This is a genomic window from Qipengyuania sp. ABI-127-1 (assembly GCA_022953095.1).
GTDB lineage: Bacteria > Pseudomonadota > Alphaproteobacteria > Sphingomonadales > Sphingomonadaceae > Qipengyuania.
On sequence record JALJCR010000001.1, the window covers coordinates 852,583 to 870,593 of the forward strand.

Sequence of the window (18,011 nt, forward strand, 5' to 3'; positions counted from 1 at the left end):
ATGGCGACGGCCCCCCGATGCCTATTTGAGCGGCAGGATCTTGCTGATGATGTAATCGGCCGCTTCCTCCGGTGTCATTTCGACGGTGTTCACCCGGATCTCGGGGTTTTCCGGGGCTTCGTAAGGGCTATCGATCCCGGTGAAGTTCTTCAGCTTACCTTCGCGGGCCTTCTTATAGAGCCCCTTGACGTCGCGCGCCTCGGCCACCTCGAGCGGGGTGTCGACATGGATTTCGATGAACTCGCCGCCATCAATCATGTCGCGCACCAGTCGGCGATCGGCGCGGAACGGGCTGATGAAAGCGGTGAGAACGATAAGCCCTGCATCGGTCATCAGCCTGGCCACTTCGCCGATCCGGCGGATATTCTCGATCCGGTCGCTTTCGGTGAAGCCGAGATCCTTATTGAGACCATGGCGCACATTGTCGCCATCGAGCAGGAAGGTGTGGCGGTTCATGATCGCCAGCTTCTTTTCCACCTCGTTGGCGATGGTCGACTTGCCCGAGCCCGAAAGCCCGGTGAACCACAGCACGCGCGGCGTCTGGTTCTTCATCTGGGCATGATGTTCGCGGGTAATGTCGGTCGCCTGCCAGTGGACGTTCTGGCTGCGCCGCAGGCTGAAATGCAGCATGCCCGCCCCGACCGTGTGGTTGGTGATCTTGTCGATCAGGATGAAGCCGCCCAGCGCCCGGTTTTCGGCATAGGGATCGAACACGATGCGCTTGTCGGTGGTGATTTCGCACACGCCGATCTGGTTGAGATGCAGCGTCTGCGAGGCGAGATGTGACCCCGAGCCCGCCGGATTGTTGACGTCGATCTCGTATTTCGGGTGCGCAACGGTGACGCTGACCGTCTGCGTGCCCAGCTTGAGCCAATAGGCGCGCCCGACCACCAGCGGTTCGTCATCCATCCATACGATGGTGCTTTCGAACTGGTCGGCGACCTCGGGCGGACTGTCGGCGGTTGCCAGCACATCGCCGCGCGAACAGTCGATTTCGTCTTCGAGCGTGATCGTGATCGACTGGCCGGCGACGGCTTCCTCGAGATGACCTTCCGCGGCGGCTTGGTTTGCGGCGCCGGCGCTGGGCATGACGACAACCGATTTCACCTTGCTCGTCTTGCCCGACGGCAGCGAGCGCAGCATGTCGCCCGGTTTCACGGTTCCGGTGGCGATCTGGCCCGAGAACCCGCGGAAGTCGAGATTGGGGCGGTTCACCCACTGAACCGGCAGGCGGAATGCCTTGTCGCGATTGGCCGCACTGCGCACCTCGATCTGTTCGAGGTGGTCGATCAGCACCGGACCTTCATACCATGGCGTATTGTCCGACCGGGTGGTGATATTGTCCCCCGCAAGGCCGGACATCGGGATGGCGGTGAATGTTTCGATCCCGATGCTTTCCGCGAAATGCTCGTAATCCGCGACGATGGCGTCGAACTTTTTCCGGTCGTAATCGATCAGGTCCATCTTGTTGACCGCGAGCACGAGGTTCTTGATCCCGAGCTGGTGACACAGGAAGCTGTGCCGCTTGGTCTGGACCAGCACGCCCTTGCGCGCATCGATCAGAATGATGGCGGCATCGGCAGTCGAGGCGCCGGTGACCATGTTGCGCGTGTATTGTTCATGCCCCGGGCAGTCGGCGACGATGAATTTGCGTTTCTCGGTCGAGAAAAAGCGATAGGCGACGTCGATCGTGATGCCCTGTTCGCGCTCGGCGGCAAGCCCGTCCACCAGCAGGGCGAAATCGATCTCCTGCCCCTGCGTGCCGACCTTCTTGCTGTCGTTTTCGAGCGCGGCAAGCTGGTCTTCGAAGATCATCTTCGAATCGTAGAGCAGGCGGCCGATCAGGGTCGATTTGCCATCGTCCACGCTGCCGCAGGTGATGAAGCGCAGCATCGACTTGTTCTGGTGCTGCTCGAGATAGGCCTCGATATCCTCGGCGATAAGGGCGTCGGTCTGGTAGATAGGGTCGGTCATAATTCTTGTCCCGTCATCCCAGCGGAAACCGGGATCGTTGTCGGAAATGGGGGAGCTTGGGGCGCGCGGCCCCGGATCAAGTCCGGGGTTGACGCTTCGGAACGCTGCGCATTCCGTGGCGCGTCAGAAATACCCCTCCTGCTTCTTCTTCTCCATCGATGCGTCGCCCGCATCCTTGTCGATCACGCGGCCCTGCCGCTCGCTGGTGGTGGTCAGCAGCATTTCCTGCACAACTTCCTGCAAGGTAGACGCCTCGCTTTCGACCGCGCCGGTCAGCGGAAAACAGCCCAGCGTGCGGAAACGGATCGATCGTTCGGTGATCTCGGGGCGATAGCCCATGACCTTTTCCAGCCGGTCGATATCGTCGGCCATGAACAGCCCGCCTTCATGTTCGTAGGTCGGGCGCTTGGCGCTGAAATAAAGCGGCACGATCTCGATGTTTTCGGCCATGATGTACTGCCAGATGTCGAGCTCGGTCCAGTTGGACAGGGGGAAGACGCGGATGCTCTCGCCCTTCTTCTTGCGAGCGTTGTAGAGGTTCCACAATTCCGGGCGCTGGTTTTTCGGGTCCCAGCCATGGGTCGCGGTGCGGAAGGAGAAAATGCGCTCCTTGGCGCGGCTTTTCTCCTCGTCGCGGCGCGCGCCGCCGAAGGCTGCATCGAAACCGTATTTGTCGAGCGCCTGCTTGAGCCCCTCGGTCTTCCACATATCGGTGTGCAGCGGGCCGTGATCGAACGGGTTGATCCCGCGCTCTTCGGCTTCGGGGTTCCGGTGAACGATCAATTCCATCCCCGCATCCTGCGCCGCCTTTTCGCGCAGCGCGTACATGTCCTGGAATTTCCAGGTCGTGTCGACATGCATCAACGGGAAGGGCGGCGGGGCGGGGTAGAACGCCTTGCGTGCAAGGTGCAGCATCACCGCGCTGTCCTTGCCGATCGAATAGAGCATCACCGGCTTGTCCGCCTCGGCGGCGACCTCGCGCATGATATGAATGCTCTCGGCTTCGAGCCGCTGGAGATGGGTCAAAGTGGTGGTGTCGGTCATAAAATCGTCCTTCGAACCCGTGCTGGCTATCATCCAGGACTGCTTGCGCACCTCCCATATGGGAGGTATCCTGCTCGCGAAATGCGGATTCCCAATCTTGGAGAGACAGAACTTCTTGTGCCCCTGCATGACGGGGTTTTCGAACAACCTCTATGGCACACCTTCCTCGATCGCTTGCGCGGTGTGTCGGGCGCTTCGGGGGCAATGCTGGTTCTGCGCTCGCGAGATGCGCGCGAGCCCATGGTCCTGTCGCGAGGCGAATGTGCGGGTCAGGCAGCAGTGCTGACGAGCGAGATGCGCGAGGGCCGGGTCTATGCGCTGGCCGAACTTGCAGAGGATGCGGCCGGCGACCTGCGCGCGCTGCGGCTGTCCGATGGTGGCGGATTGGAAGCCTGGCTGGCGATCCTTTCGGACGGGGAGTTCCGCGCCGAACACTCCAGCCTGCTGGCTGCGCTTGCGCCGCATCTTCGTGTGGCGCTCAAGGTCTTGTCGTCGCTCGAGCGGGAAAAAGCGCGCGCATCGATGAGCGAGGACGCCTTCGCGCGCATGAATTTCGGCTGGATCGCGATCGATGCCCGGTGTCGGATCGTCGGGCTCGATGGACAGGCGCAGCGATTTCTTCAACGTTCGGGAGTGTTGCGGCGCGGCCCCTACGACCGGCTGATTTCGTCGTCTCCGGCAGCCGATCGCGCGCTGACCCGCTTCGCGCGGGAATGTTCGGCCGATAGCGGGGTTCGCCCGCGCGCCATCAATCTGGCGCGCGATCCCTGGATCGATATTCTCGTCTCGCCGGTCCGGCTCCCGGCGCTGGCGGGCGATGGCGAGGCCGTGGCGATGATCTATCTGCGCGGCGACCGCTCGTCGAGCGCGGACCGTCACGAACAACTGGTCGACCTGTTCGACCTGACGCCCGCCGAGGCGCGGCTGGCATGGTCGCTCTCGCAAGGCGCCTCGATCGCGGAAGCGGCAAGGCTGCATGGCCTGACGCTCGAAACGGCGCGCTATTACTCCAAGCGGATCTACGCCAAGACAGGCGCGCGCGGGCAGGTGGATCTGGTGCGCAATATCCTGACCGGGGTGCTCGCCCTGGCCTAGGGCAGGGCGCCTTTCCTACAGGGCAGGGGCTCCGCTATGTCTGTTTCCGGTAGCAGGGCAGGGCCGGGCTCGGCGTGAGGCGGGAAACGATCGGCAGCGGGAAAAAACGCGCAATGTGTCACCCTGGACCGGCGAAAAGAGCAAATAAATAAGTATTTTCAATAACTTGTATCTGTAGGATTAGGCGGACACCGATGTAACCATGTGTCACCTACAGGCCGGGTCGGTCCGCGCCGTGAGGTCGGGCCAGAACCGGTCCGCGCCGCGCGCGGTGACCGCGCTGCCAAGCCTGCGGCTCCAATGGGCATCGTTGCCATATTCCGAACGCCACTGCCACAGGCGCCGGGTCAAGTGGTGCAGGGCGTATTCCTGCGTGAACCCGATCGCGCCATGCACCTGATGTGCGACCGTGGTGCCGATTTCGACGGCCCGGTTGGCGCGCAGCTTCGCGGCGGCGATCTCGAACTCAGCAGCTCCGCGATTCAGCGCTTGCGCGGCACCCATGGCGGCGCAGTTCGCGGCGGCCGCTTCGCAGGCGAAGGTCGCCAGCGATTGCTGGACGGCCTGGAACTTGCCCAGCGGGCGGCCGAACTGCTGGCGTTCGTTGACGTAGCCCACGGCGAGGCCAAGCGCGGCGTCGAGCGCTCCGGCGATTTGCGCCGCGCGGGCGAATGCCATGGCGAGTTCGCGCTCGATGCTTTCGGCCCGCTCGACGACCAGCGCGGGAAGGTCGATGCCGAGTGCATGGTAGCCCGCCAGCCGGAAGACGGTCAGCGCATCGAGCCAGTCGCCGCCAAACCCGCCCTCAGCCTCGGGCACGAGCAAGAGCGGCAAGCCCAGTTCCTCGAACTGCGGCAGGGCGCGCTCTTCGCTCGCATCCGGGCCGAGTTCGGCGAAGAGCGGATCGGCCATTTCGGCCAGCATGCGGCGGGTGTCGTTCATCCCAAGATCCGTCATCGAAGCCCCAGCCCCCTGGCAATGATCCCCTTGACGATTTCCCGCGTGCCCCCGCGCAGCGAGAAGCTCGGGCTGACCTGGAGGAGATAGAAACACACGGCGCGGAGCACCTCGGCCTCGGCATCGCCAAAATCGACCGCAGCCTGCACCAGTTGGGGGATTGCCTGTTCGTAGGAATTGCCCAGATCCTTGACGATCGTCGCTTCCAGAGCCGGGTCTTCGCCGCGTGCCAGCTTGGCCGCGACCGATGCGCTCATCAGCCGCAGCGTCCAGGCCTCGGCGGCGAGGCGGCCGACAAGTTCCTCAAGCGCCGGGTCACTCGCCGTGCCTGCATGGCGGACCAGTTCGAGGAACAGCACCATCGAAGAAAGATACCTTTCCGGCCCCGAGCGTTCGAGCGAGAGTTCCGCCGTCGCCTGCTTCCAGCCTTCGCCTTCATTGCCGAGCAGGGCCGAGGCGGGCAGGCGCACCCCCTCGAGGAACACCTCGTTGAATTCATGCGCGCCGGTGAGATCGATGATCGGCTTCACGCTGACGCCGGGCGTATCCATCGGAATCACGAATTGCGACAAGCCCGCCTGCCGCTCGCTCCCCGCCTCGCTGCGCACCAGCGCGATCATGAAATGGCTGACATGCGCGCCGGTGGTCCAGACTTTCTGGCCCTCGATGATCCACTCGTCCCCGTCGCGCCGCGCCGTGGTCCGTACCGAGGCAAGATCGGAGCCAGAGCCCGGTTCGCTGAGGCCGATGCAGGCGAACGCCTCGCCCCGCGCGATGGCGGGCACCCAGCGGCGTTTAAGCTCCTCATTGCCCAGCCGCAGGAGCAGCGGCCCGCTCTGCCTGTCGGCGATCCAGTGCGCGCCCACCGGAGCGCCTGCCGCCAGCAATTCCTCGATCACGACATAGCGTTCGAGCTGGCTTCGCTCTTGCCCGCCATATTCCGTCGGCCAGGTCATGCCCAGCAGCCCGGCCTCGCCAAGCTTGCGGCTGAATTCGGGGGCGGGTTTGGTCCAGCTATTGGCCCGCCGCACCGGGTCGCGTGTCCCATGCTCGGCAACCAGCGCGCGCACCTGCTCGCGCAGGGCCGGTGCGGTGTTGGGCCAGTCGACAGCCTCGGTGACAAAAGTTTGCATGTCTCTCCTCTCATCGCCTCTCTCACCAATTTGCCGCCCCACCGCAAGACCCGTTGCATCGAGCAACGAATCCCGACAGTGTGATGGCAAGAGACGAATCCCCCAGATTTGCGCGAGGAGAGAGACGATGGCTGACTACAGAAACCTGATCGATGGCGAGATGGTCGACAATGGCGAATGGCTGGAGGTTTTGAATCCCGCCAACGAAAAGGTTGTCGGCCGCGTTCCCGCCTGCGGCAAGGACGAGCTCGACCGCGCGGTCGCCGCCGCCCGCCGCGCCTTCAAGGACTGGAAGAAGACCTCGCCCGAAGAACGCCAGAAGGTCGTCCAGGGCATCGCCGCCGCGATCAAGGAAAATGCCGACGAGCTGTTCCGTCTGCTGACTTCCGAGCAGGGCAAGCCGCATGCCCAGGCGCAGCAGGAAATCTACGGCGCCGCCGGTCTCGCCGCCGCGCAGTCGACGCTGACGCTCGACGATGTGGTCAACCAGGATGACGACACGCGCCTGTCGCGCACCCGCCGCGTGCCGGTGGGTGTGGTCGGCGGCATCGTGCCGTGGAACTTCCCCGTGATGATGGCGATCCAGAAAATCGTCCCCGCGCTGGTTGCAGGCTGCACCATCGTGCTCAAGCCTTCGCCCTTCACCCCGCTGACCACGCTGCGCATTGCCGAGTTGATCAAGGACGTGGTGCCGGCCGGCACGGTGAACATCATCACCGGCGAGGATCACCTAGGCCCGATGATCACCGAGCACCCGGACATCGACAAGATCACCTTCACCGGCTCGACCGCGACGGGCAAGAAGATCATGGAAGGCGCCAGCGGAGACCTGAAGCGCATCACGCTGGAACTGGGCGGCAATGATGCCTCGATCGTGCTGCCCGATGCCGATGTTGAGAAAGTCGCCGAACAGCTCTTCTGGTCGAGCTTCTCCAATGCCGGCCAGGTCTGCATCGCGGCCAAGCGGGTCTATATCCACAAGGACATCTACGACGATCTTTCGAAGGCGATCGCCGAATATGCCAAGACCGTGGTCGTCGGCGACGGATCGCAGCAGGGCACGGGCGTCGGCCCGATCCAGAACAAAAAGCAGTACGAGCGCGTGCTCGAGCTGATCCAGGACGCCAAGGATAATGGCTACAAATTTCTGACCGGCGGGGACAAGGACCCCTCGGGCACGGGCTATTACGTGCCGATCACCATCCTCGACAATCCGCCCGAAGATGCGCGGATCGTGGCCGAGGAACAGTTCGGGCCGGTCATGCCGCTGCTGAAGTTCGACAGCATCGACGAAGTGATCGAACGCGCGAACAATTCGGAATACGGCCTCGCCGGGGCGGTGTGGACCAAGGATACCGACAAGGGCGTCGAGATCGCCGAACAGCTCGAAACCGGCACGGTGTGGATCAACGAATTCATGCACCTATCGCCGTTTTCGCCCTTCGGCGGGCACAAGCAGTCGGGCTTCGGCGCCGAATACGGCTTGGACGGGTTGAAGGAATTCACTTATCCGCAGGTCATTACGGTCAAGCGCGACGCGGCCGTGTGATAGCTACTCCTGGTTCGGGCGGGGCGGGCCGAAGCCCCCTCCGCCCGGGGTCAGGATCACGAAAGTATCGCCGGGCTGCATTTCAGCCGACCCGGTCGCGCCGAGTTCCTCTTGCGTGCCGTCGGCGCGTTCGACCCAGTTTCGACCCGGGGCGGCGTCCTTCCCGCCGCAGATACCGCGCGGTGCCACCTTGCGCCGGTTGGCGAGCATATTGGCCCGCATCGGTTCGAGGAAGGTAATCCGCCGCTCGACCCCGTCGCCTCCGCGATACGCGCCGTCGCCCCCCGAGCCGTGGCGTATGGCGAAGCGGTCGAGCCTGACCGGCAGCCGCGTCTCGAGGATTTCCGGGTCGGTCAGCCGTGAATTGGTCATGTGCGTCTGCACCGCACTGGTGCCGCCATGATCGATCCCCGCACCCGAGCCGCCGCAGATCGTTTCGTAATACTGGTGCGCCTCGTTGCCGAAGGTGAAATTGTTCATCGTGCCTTGGCTCGGCGCGAGGCGACCGGTTGCGGCGAAGAGCGCATCGGTGACGACCTGGCTCGTCTCGACATTGCCCGCCACCACTGCCGCGCCGGGTCTCGGGTTGAGCATGGAGCCTTCGGGCACGATCAACTCGACCGGGCGCAGGCAGCCGTCGTTCATCGGGATCGCATCGTCGATCAGCGCGCGCAGGACATACAGCGCCGCCGCGCGTGTAATGGATTTCGGCGCGTTGAAATTGTCGGAGAGCTGATCGCTCGTTCCGGTAAAGTCGAACACGGCGGAGCGGTCGTCCCGGTCGATGCGGATCGCAACCTGTACCCTTGCGCCATTGTCCATCGGGTAGACGAATTCCCCGTCGTCCAGCCTGCCAAGCAGGCGGCGCACGCTTTCCTCGGCATTGGCGAGAACGTGATCCATATAGGCCGTGACGACATCGCTGCCCTGATCGCGCGCGGCCGATTGCAGCAGCTCCATCCCGCGCGTGCAGGCGGCTAGCTGGGCGCGCAGATCGGAAATGTTGCGATCGGGCTTGCGGGCTGGGTGGATTGCGGAAGCGAGCAGTTCGCGTATCTCGGCCTCGCGGAAATGGCCTTTGTCCACCAGCAGGATATTGTCGATCAGGACGCCCTCTTCCTCGATCGTGCGGCTTTCGGGCGGCATCGATCCGGGCGCGATCCCGCCAATGTCCGAATGGTGCCCGCGCGCGGCGACGAACGCGTCTGGATCACCGTCTTGATCGGCGAAGAACACCGGCACGATCACTGTGATATCGGGCAAATGCGTTCCGCCGCGGAAGGGATCGTTGAGGACATAGGCGTCACCCTTGCGGAAACCGCGCCCGTCGCGCCTTGCGCCGCGCGCCTCGATCACCCGCGCGATGCTGTCGCCCATGCTGCCGAGGTGCACCGGGATATGGGGCGCGTTTGCAATCAGCGCGCCGCCTGCATCGAACAGCGCGCAGGAAAAATCGAGCCGTTCCTTGATGTTGACCGAAGTCGCGGTCGACTGGAGCACGACGCCCATCTCCTCGGCAATTGCCATGAAGAGGTTGTTGAAGATTTCGAGCCGGACCGGGTCGACCCCGGTGCCCGCCGCGCGTTCGCGGGTGAGGGGCACCGTGCGGGTGAGGACGAGGCTGCCTTCCTCGGCGAGGCGCGCCTGCCAGCCCTCTTCGACCACGGTGGTGGAGGAGGGGTCGATGATCAGCAGCGGGCCGTCGCGGGTCTCACCCTCGCTCATCGCCGCGCGTTCGAGCGTGGACCAGCTACCCGAAGCCGCGCCGCTGGCAGCGACGGGCTCGGCCTGGAGCGCGCCGAGCCCGCCGGAAGTGCCGCTGGCCTCGACACTCAGCGCCTCGACGATGATCGGTGCCTCGGCATCGAAATAGCCGTAGCGCTGGCGATGCTGCGCGCGGAACTGCCGGTCCATCTCAGCAATTTCGCCGCAGGGAATTGCGAGCAGGCTGTCGCTGCCCTCGAAGCGGAGCCGGGCGCGGGGTTCGAGGGTTATGGCATCCTTGGCAATCCCCTGTTCGAGCAAAGCCTCGCGCGCCTCGCCTTCTAGCGCGGCAAGCTCTTCGCCCAACCCGTGCTCGAGGCCGCGCACCACGCTCACCTCGCGGATCGCCTTCACCGGGGCGAGCCCGATGCCATAGGCCGAGAGAATGCCTGCGAGCGGGTGCACGAGCACGGTCTCCATCCCCAGCGCATCGGCGACGCGGCAGGCGTGCTGGCCGCCCGCTCCACCGAAACAGGCCAGCGCATAGGCGGTCACATCGTGCCCGCGTGCGACGCTGATCTTGCGGATGGCGTTGGCCATGGAATCGACCGCGATGGCAAGGAAGCCCTCGGCGATCTCCTCGAGCGATTTCGGCTCGTCCAGCGCGGCAGCGACCTCTTCCAGCCGCGCCCGCGACGCCTCAGGGTCGAGCGCCTCATCGCCGCCGGGGCCGAACACGCTCGGGAAGAATGCCGGGTCGATGCGCCCGAGGAAGAGGTTGCAGTCGGTCACCGTCAGCGGGCCGCCCTTGCGGTAGCAGGCAGGGCCGGGATCGGCGCCGGCGCTCTCCGGCCCGACGCGGAAGCGCCCGCCATCGTACTGGCAGATCGACCCGCCGCCCGCCGCCACCGTGTGGATCTGCATCATCGGCGCGGCCACGCGCACGCCAGCGACCACGCTGTCGCCGGTGAGCTCGTATTCGCCCGCATAATGCGCGACGTCGGTGCTGGTCCCGCCCATGTCGAAGCCGATGAGCTTGCCATGCCCCAGCGGCTCGCATGCCGCGACCATGCCGACGACGCCGCCCGCCGGACCCGACAGGATCGCGTCCTTGCCGCGGAAGGCGCCGACCTCGGCCAGCCCGCCATTTGACTGCATGAAGCGCAAGGTCCCGACTTCGGGCAGGCCCGCCTGCAATCCCTCGACATAGCGTCGCAACACCGGCGAGAGATAGGCATCGACCACCGTCGTATCGCCGCGCGGGACGAGGCGGATGAGCGGCGCGACCTCGTGGCTGACGCTGACCTGCGAAAAACCGATCTCCCGGGCAATCGCCGCCAGCCGCTCCTCATGCTCGCGATATTTCCAGCCATGCATCAGGACGATGGCGAGGGCATCGAAACCGTCCTCGCGGAGTTTCTCGAAGGACCGGCGCGCGGCATCCTCGTCGAGCGGGGCGAGCATTTCGCCGTCCGCACCAACGCGTTCCGAAACTTCCACGACCTGCGCCGAAAGCTGCTCGGCGAGCACGATATGCCGCGCAAATATTTCGGGCCGCGCCTGGTTGCCGATGCGCAAGGCATCACCGAAACCCTCGGTGATCGCGAGGGCCAGTCGCTCACCCTTGCGCTCGAGCAGGGCATTGGTGGCAACGGTCGTTCCGATGCGCATCTCGGCCACCGGTGCCGCGCCGAAACGCGCCATCAGGCGGCGCACTGCTTCGCTCGCCGCATCGGAATAATGGCCGGGATTTTCGGACAGGAGCTTGTCGGTTACCAGACGCCCGTCCGGCGTCACCGCCACGACATCGGTGAAAGTCCCGCCGCGGTCGACTGCGAAGCGCCATGCGCCAGTGCCCTGGGTTTCGTTCATCGCCCGCGCTTCGCATGGCGGACAGCGGATTTCAAATCCTGCCGCCTGTTATCAGGGAAAGTCCCAACCGGCTGTTAACCATTCTCCGTTACGCCTCGGAAAGACCGGCGGGAGGGGGTCTCGCCGACGCTCGACACAGGGATCGCCCATGCAGCAGCACGCCCGCTCGCAAGAGCAAAATCGGACCGGCCTTTCTGACATCGCCAGCGAATGGAGCCGCGGATTCGTCGCACCGGGTTTCGAACCCGTCGCTCACGCCTTTGCCTCCGCCATCCAGGCGCAAAGCGCGCTGGGTGCGGCCTGCACGATCATTCATCGGGGAAGGACGGTCGCCGACTTGCAGGGGGGATGGCGGCAGAAGACCCGACAAGAGCAATGGCAGGGCGACGACATCGCGCTCGTCTACTCGCTGACCAAGGGGCTCACCGGAATGGCTGGAGCGGTCGCTGTGTCGCGCGGTCTTTTCGCCTATGACGAACCGGTCGCCGATATCTGGCCGGAGTTCGCCGCGCATGGGAAAGGCGCCATCACGGTCGGTCAGGCCTTGTCGGAACAGGCGGGCCTTGCCGCGATCGACTTCAAGCTCACCCTCGACAATATCGGCGACGAGGAGGCGATTTGCGCCGCCATCGCCGCACAAAAGCCCAACTGGACCCCCGGCGACCACAGCGGCAACCACGCCTATACGCTCGGCTGGATCGCCAGCGAGCTGATCTGCCGCCGCGATCCGCAAGGTCGCCGCCTGCTCCGATTTTTCGCCGAGGAAATTGCCCGGCCGCTCGGTGTCGATGTCTTTATCGGCCTACCCGACACCTTCGACCGCAACCGCATCGCGCGGATCAAGGGCTTCGGTCTTCAGGACCTCTTCATTCACCACACCACCATGCCCTGGCCGCTCACTTTCAAGATGTGTCTGCCCGGTACGCTGGCTTTCCGCACGCTCAACAACCCGTTGATCCTGGCAGGGCCGGGTGCGCTGGATCGCGAAGCATTCTGGCGGGCGGGGCAAGGCGCGGCGGGCGGCATGGCCTCCGCTCGCGGGCTGGCGGCGCTATACCAGGCTTTCGTCGAAGGAGGCAAGAAACTGGGCGTCACCCCCGAGGTGATGGCCACGCTTTGCGCAGGGCATGCTTATCCGCGCAAGGGCCTGAGGGACCAGGTTCTTACGGCCGACATGTATTATTCCCACGGTTTCGAAAAGCCTTTCGCCGAGTGGGAATACGCCCGCACCCGCAGCGCATTCGGCAGTTTCGCGGTGGGCGGCAGCCTCGCCTTCGCCGACCCGGAAGACGAAGTCGCCTATGCCTGGATCACCAATCAGCTCGGTACCGGCAAATGGGACGATCCGCGCGAGAAAATCGTGCGGGACGCCTTCTATGCCTGCCTGGAGACGCACGCATGAGTATCGCCCAGATCGTTCTGTCGGACCTGCACCTTGGCGCGCGGGACAGCCTGCTGACGCATGTGAACGCCCATGACGAAATCGCCGACGGGCCGTCCGAAGTCCTTGCCGCCTTTGCCGACGGATTGCGCGAAACGCTGCGCGAAGAGCCCAAGCCGCAGCTTGTCCTGCTCGGCGATGCGCTCGATCTTGGCCTGTCGCCTTTCGGCGATGTTTCGAAGAGCTTTCTTCAATTGATCGACGCCTTCTTTCCCGAAGATGGACAAGAGGTGTTTCGCCGCGACATCGTCTACATCGCGGGCAATCACGACCATCATATCTGGCGCATGGCGCAGGATCACGGTTTCATTGCTTCGCTGCAGGCAGGCGACATCCCCGGCGATCTCGAATACGTCACATCGATCACCGGGTCGCCAGCGCACCGCTGCCGCCTGATGGAATCGTTGATCGCGCACCGGCCGCACATGGCAGGGGCCACGGTAAGCATCGCTTATCCCAACTGGGGTCTCGCCGATGGCGATACGGGCCGCGCGGTGGTTATGCATCACGGGCATTATCTTGACGGGATGTACCGCGCGCTGTCGAGCCTGCGCGGCTTTCTCGAAAACGGCGAAGCGCGGCCCGAGACCATGCAGCAACTCGAGGCCGAGAATGGTCCCTGGATCGACTTTCTATGGTCCGACCTGGGCAGCGCGGGCGAGATCGGCGGTGAAGCGGGTTCGCTATACGCAACCATGCTCAGCGCCGGTGCGAGCCATGATTTCGCCGAAAGCATCGCGCGGCGGATTACCGGCGGGTTGAACTCGAAGCTGGGCATCAATCCGAAGATGCAGCTCAAATACGGTATCACGCTCGATAACCTTATCCGTGCGAGCGTCGACCTTACCGCTGGCCGTGCGGCGGAGCGTCAACGCGAGGGATACGGCCATGTGCTGGGTGAAGCCGAGATCGCGGATATCGGATGGTATCTCGGAAGCCCGGTCGCCCATCAGCTACGCGATGAACTGGGAGAATTGCCGCGCGAGCTGAGCTTCGTCTTCGGACACACCCACAAGCCGTTCCAGGATGAATTGATGGTCGAGGGGTACACATTGCCCGTCGGCGTTTTCAACACCGGGGGCTGGGTGCTCGACGAACCCACGCTGATGCCGGTGCAGGGATGTTCGGCGGTTCTGGTTTCGGATGACCTCGAAGTCGCGTCGCTGCGCCTGTTCAACGATCCCACCGACGGTGTCATGGCCCCGGTTCGGGTCGAAGGCAGCGGCCGCGTGTCGCGTCTTGCCGAAGAGGCCGGTGCCGCAGTCGAAAAGGCGGCCAGTCACTGGGCCGATTTCTCGCACATCGTCCATGAACGTATCGTCGAGGAGGCGGACAAACGTGTTCGCCGTATGCTCGACAAGTCCAACGAGGCTGATCGGGAGGCCGCGGAATGACCATGCAAAAGCGGATTGCCAGGAGCCTCGACCGGGCCAGGTCGCATTACACCGTCCTCGTTATCGGTTCGGGCTATGGTGCGGGCGTTGCCGCGTCGCGTCTGGCACGTGCCGGGCAGGATGTCTGCGTTCTCGAGCGGGGCAAGGAACTGCTGCCGGGCGAGTATCCGGACAGGATTTCCGAAACTCAGGGCTCGGTCCAGATCAATGCGAAGGGCGGACGCATCGGCGAGCCGGACGCGCTGTTCGAAGTCCATGCGAATGACGACCAGTATGCGCTGGTCGGCTGCGGGCTCGGCGGCACCTCGCTGATCAACGCCAATGTCTCGCTCGAACTCGACAAACGCCTGCTCGACCAGGCCCACTGGCCTGCGGCCTTCCGCGACAATCCGCATGAGATCGACGCGTATTACGAGCGCGCCCGCGAGATGCTCGCTCCCAATCCCTATCCGGACAGCCATCCGGCATTGGGGAAGCTGGAGGCGCTGGAACATTCGGCCAAGGCGATGGGCAAGCGGTTCTACAAGACGCCCATCAACGTCACTTTCGAAGACAAGCTCAACCGGTTCGGTGTGCCACAACCGGCCTGCACCAATTGCGGCGATTGCGTATCGGGCTGCAATGTGGGTGCCAAGAACACCACCTTGATGAACTATCTGCCCGATGCGGCGAATCACGGTGCGGAAATCTTCACCCAGGCCAAGGTACTGTGGATCGAGCGTTGCGGCGACATTTGGCGCGTCCATATCGAACCCAACGGCACGGATGCGCCGACAGGCCCTGGCAGCATCACGGCCGATCATGTCATTCTCGGCGCCGGTGCGCTGGGTTCGACCGAAATCCTGCTGCGCTCGCGCGGCAAGGGGCTCGCACTTTCCGATCGCCTGGGAGCAGGCTTCTCCGGCAATGGCGATGCGCTGGGTTTCGCTTATGACAGCTATCTCAAGGCCGAAAAAGAAGGCGACGAGCTGACCGCCAAGCCGCTCTATGCGATCGGTGTCGGTGCTTCGGATATTGCGAAAGACGCCTATCCCGGCCCTTGCATAACCGGCGTGATCGACATGCGCGGGACGAAGGACCCGGCCAAGGGCCTCGTAATCGAGGAGGGTGTGGCGCCGGGCATTCTCGCAGCCGCGCTCGCCCCCGCTTTTTTCTTCGGGGAGGCGCTGGCGGATGGTTTCACCCGCTTCGGCATGGATCAGGTAAAACCCCGCCTGATGGACGCCAAGGCCATGGGCGAAGCGCTGCAGACCGATCCCGGAAATATCGCCGAATGGGCCTATAAGGGGCCGATGGCGCGAACCCAGACCTATCTGGTGATGAGCGTGGACAATGCCGGTGGACAACTCGCTCTCGAAAACGATCGGCTGACGATCCACTGGTCCGGCGCGGGCGAACAGCGCACCTACCGCCGCGATGACGACAAGATGCGCGAAGCCGCGGAAGCGATCGATGCGCAATATTTTTCCGACCCGCTGTGGAGCGATCCGTTCGGCAAAAAGCTGATTACCGTTCATCCCATCGGCGGCTGCGGCATGGGTGACGATGCAAGCCGCGGTGTGGTCGACGATACGTGCCGCGTATTCGCTGGCCGCACGGGTGCCGATGTTCACGAGGGGCTGTATGTTTGCGACGGTGCGGCGCTTCCGGGTTCGGTAGGGGTCAACCCGCTGCTGACCATTACCGCCGTGGCCGAGCGCGCGGTCGAGAAACTCGCTCTGAGGCAGGGTTGGACGATCGAGTATGCTCTGGGAGCCGAAAGCCCGTTGCCTGAAACGCAAGCTGCCACAGAGCCGGCTTCGGAGCCAGCGTCAGAGCCCGTTCTCGCGGCGGGTGCCGATACATTGCGCCTCGGCGTCGCCAAATGGGTCGCGGGTCACGCCATCGATCCGGTATCCCGTGGGATCGAGGAGGCGGCACTGCATTATGAAAGCGGCGCGCTCGACAAAGGAAAGGCGGCGATACGCCGACTGGTGATGAATCATCCGGCGGCCATGAGCCCGGGACTTTCCTTCACCGAAACGATGGCCGGGCATATCAGCGCCACCGGATGCCATCATCATCCCTGCAGTAAGGCAGAACGCATTCGCGACGACTATGCGAATGGCGAAGCCTGGGGACGGACAGAAGCAAGTGGATGCAGTTTCCTGCTGACAGTGGCGACCGACAATGTCCACCGCATGATCGAGGACAGTCAGCATCGCTCGCGCATCACCGGCACCGTTACGGTGAGCGCCATTTCGCCCGATCCGCTGCCGGTGCGTGACGGCACCTTTCGTCTGCTGATTGCCGATCCGGCCAGGGCGGAAAGCTGGAAAATGCTGTATGAGATGGTGCTGGAAGGCCCCGATGGCCCTATTCACTTTCAGGGTTTCAAGACGCTGGAACAGCGAAGCCAGTCCGATCCCTGGACCGATCTCACTACGCTGTTCGTGACCTTGCGCCACGGCGAGGACGCTTCCGGCGATTTGATCGGTCGCGGTGTTCTCAGGCTCGGCATCGACGAGTTCATGCGTCAGCTCACGACGATCAGGCTTCATGCCTCCGGCAGTCTGATCGGATATATCGTGAACCTCATCCCGCGCGCTAAGAAGGCGATTGAGACCTATTTTTTCGCGAAATATGCAGGGTTCTTCGCGATGACCGTGTTCCGCGCCTATGGCGGCATGCTGGCCACGCTGAATGACTTCGCGGGTAAGGATGCAGCCAAGCTGGTGGCGCGCGAACTGCGCCTTCCGCCCGCCGAAAACCACATCGTGCCCACTGGCGACGGCGTGAATATCGGCCTCACCCGCTATCGCGGCGGCTCGCGCGGGCCGCTGGTACTGGCACCCGGCTTCTCGGTCCGCGCATCGAGCTTCGCAACCCCGGCGGTGGAAGAGAACCTTGCCGAAAGCCTCGTTGCGCAGGGTTACGATGTGTGGCTGTTCGATTATCGCGCCAGCGCCGATGCCGGCAACGATCTCCAGCATCCACCCGAATTCACCATCGACGCCATAGCCCGCCACGACTGGCCTGCTGCGATCGCGAAAATCCGTGCCGTTTCAGGGGCGCCAAGCGTACAGGCACTTGCCCATTGCGTCGGTTCGATGAGCCTTTTGATGGGCATCGGCGCGGGATGGGTTTCGGGCATTCGTTCGCTGATTTCCTCGCAGCTTACCCTGCATCCGGTCACGGACTGGCTCAATTACCTCAAGGCCGATCTCGGTGTGGCCGGGGCGTTGGGGCAGATATCGCTTCTCGATGGTCATCTGGATTTCGTCAGTGGGGGAACCGAGGCCGACTACGAAATCGACGCGATCGCCTACCAGATACCCATGCCCGAAGGGCAGGCGTGCAAGAATCCGACGTGCCGCCGTGTTTTCGGCGTATTCGGCCCTAGCTGGGACCACAATCAGCTCGGGCATGATACGCATCTCGCGCTTGGAAGCATGTTCAGCCGCGTCTCGCTGAAACCCTTCGAACAACTGCAGGAGGTGATGTGCAGGGGGCTGGCAGTCGATGCTGACGGGCAAGCGATCTACACATCCGATGATGCCGCGCGGCGCCTGGCTTTACCGATCAGCTTCCTGTCGGGTGCGACCAACAAGATCTTCTATCCCGAAAGTGGCCAGCGTACGCGGGTCTGGCTCCAGGACAAAAACGGTCCCGATCTCTATCAGCAGCGGATCGTACCGGATTACGGGCATATGGATTTGTTCATCGGTCACAACGCCCATCGCGACGTGACCCCCATCATCCTGGATCAATTGGCGTGGCTGGACGAGCGGAGCGGAATGGGGATGGATGGATCGGCTCGGTGTGGAATTCCTGGTGCTCATACCGGGAAGGGGGCATAGCCTTCCGTG

The 18,011-nt window shown here is 63.7% G+C and carries 10 protein-coding genes; 5 read left to right on the plus strand and 5 right to left on the minus strand.

The annotated features are described in order from the left end of the window. Positions 1-21: 21 nt before the first annotated feature. The gene (gene cysN / locus MUY37_RS04125; RefSeq protein ID WP_499194133.1) at positions 22-1,974 is read right to left on the minus strand and encodes a sulfate adenylyltransferase subunit CysN; all 1,953 of its coding nucleotides are present in this window, start codon (positions 1,972-1,974) and stop codon (positions 22-24) included. 123 nt (positions 1,975-2,097) lie between these two features. Next, a complete protein-coding gene (cysD, locus tag MUY37_RS04130) occupies positions 2,098-3,018 on the minus strand; it encodes a sulfate adenylyltransferase subunit CysD (protein WP_499194134.1) in 921 nt (306 codons plus the stop codon). A 117-nt stretch (positions 3,019-3,135) separates the two neighbouring features. Here cysD and MUY37_RS04135 point away from each other — a divergent pair, with 117 nt between their 5' ends. Continuing rightward, positions 3,136-4,113 carry a helix-turn-helix transcriptional regulator gene (locus tag MUY37_RS04135; protein ID WP_499194135.1) on the plus strand — a complete coding sequence of 326 codons (978 nt, stop codon included), beginning with the start codon at positions 3,136-3,138 and terminating at the stop codon, positions 4,111-4,113. 207 nt (positions 4,114-4,320) lie between these two features. On the opposite strand, the gene MUY37_RS04140 is transcribed toward MUY37_RS04135, so the two are convergent. Next, positions 4,321-5,055, minus strand: coding sequence for an acyl-CoA dehydrogenase family protein (locus tag MUY37_RS04140; protein ID WP_499194136.1), 735 nt, complete (start codon positions 5,053-5,055; stop codon positions 4,321-4,323). 11 nt (positions 5,056-5,066) lie between these two features. After that, on the minus strand, positions 5,067-6,203 hold the full coding sequence (locus MUY37_RS04145) for an acyl-CoA dehydrogenase family protein (protein ID WP_499194137.1): 1,137 nt from the start codon (positions 6,201-6,203) through the stop codon (positions 5,067-5,069). A gap of 127 nt (positions 6,204-6,330) precedes the next feature. Here MUY37_RS04145 and MUY37_RS04150 point away from each other — a divergent pair, with 127 nt between their 5' ends. Continuing rightward, positions 6,331-7,752: an aldehyde dehydrogenase family protein gene (locus MUY37_RS04150; protein ID WP_499194138.1), complete on the plus strand. Its 1,422-nt coding sequence runs from the start codon at positions 6,331-6,333 to the stop codon at positions 7,750-7,752. A gap of 3 nt (positions 7,753-7,755) precedes the next feature. Here MUY37_RS04150 and MUY37_RS04155 read toward each other — a convergent pair whose 3' ends face one another. Next, on the minus strand, positions 7,756-11,328 hold the full coding sequence (locus tag MUY37_RS04155) for a hydantoinase B/oxoprolinase family protein (RefSeq protein ID WP_499194139.1): 3,573 nt from the start codon (positions 11,326-11,328) through the stop codon (positions 7,756-7,758). A gap of 148 nt (positions 11,329-11,476) precedes the next feature. On the opposite strand from MUY37_RS04155, the gene MUY37_RS04160 reads away from it, so the two are divergent. The 3 genes from MUY37_RS04160 to MUY37_RS04170 are packed head-to-tail and all read left to right on the plus strand — an operon-like array spanning position 11,477 to position 18,002. Further along, on the plus strand, positions 11,477-12,730 hold the full coding sequence (locus MUY37_RS04160) for a serine hydrolase domain-containing protein (protein WP_499194140.1): 1,254 nt from the start codon (positions 11,477-11,479) through the stop codon (positions 12,728-12,730). After that, complete coding sequence (locus tag MUY37_RS04165; protein WP_499194141.1) at positions 12,727-14,163, plus strand: metallophosphoesterase; 1,437 nt, start codon at positions 12,727-12,729, stop codon at positions 14,161-14,163. The genes MUY37_RS04160 and MUY37_RS04165 overlap by 4 nt, the downstream gene beginning before the upstream one ends. Further along, entirely contained in the window at positions 14,160-18,002 is a 3,843-nt protein-coding gene (locus tag MUY37_RS04170; RefSeq protein WP_499194142.1) for a GMC oxidoreductase, read from the plus strand. The genes MUY37_RS04165 and MUY37_RS04170 overlap by 4 nt, the downstream gene beginning before the upstream one ends. Positions 18,003-18,011 lie beyond the last annotated feature (9 nt).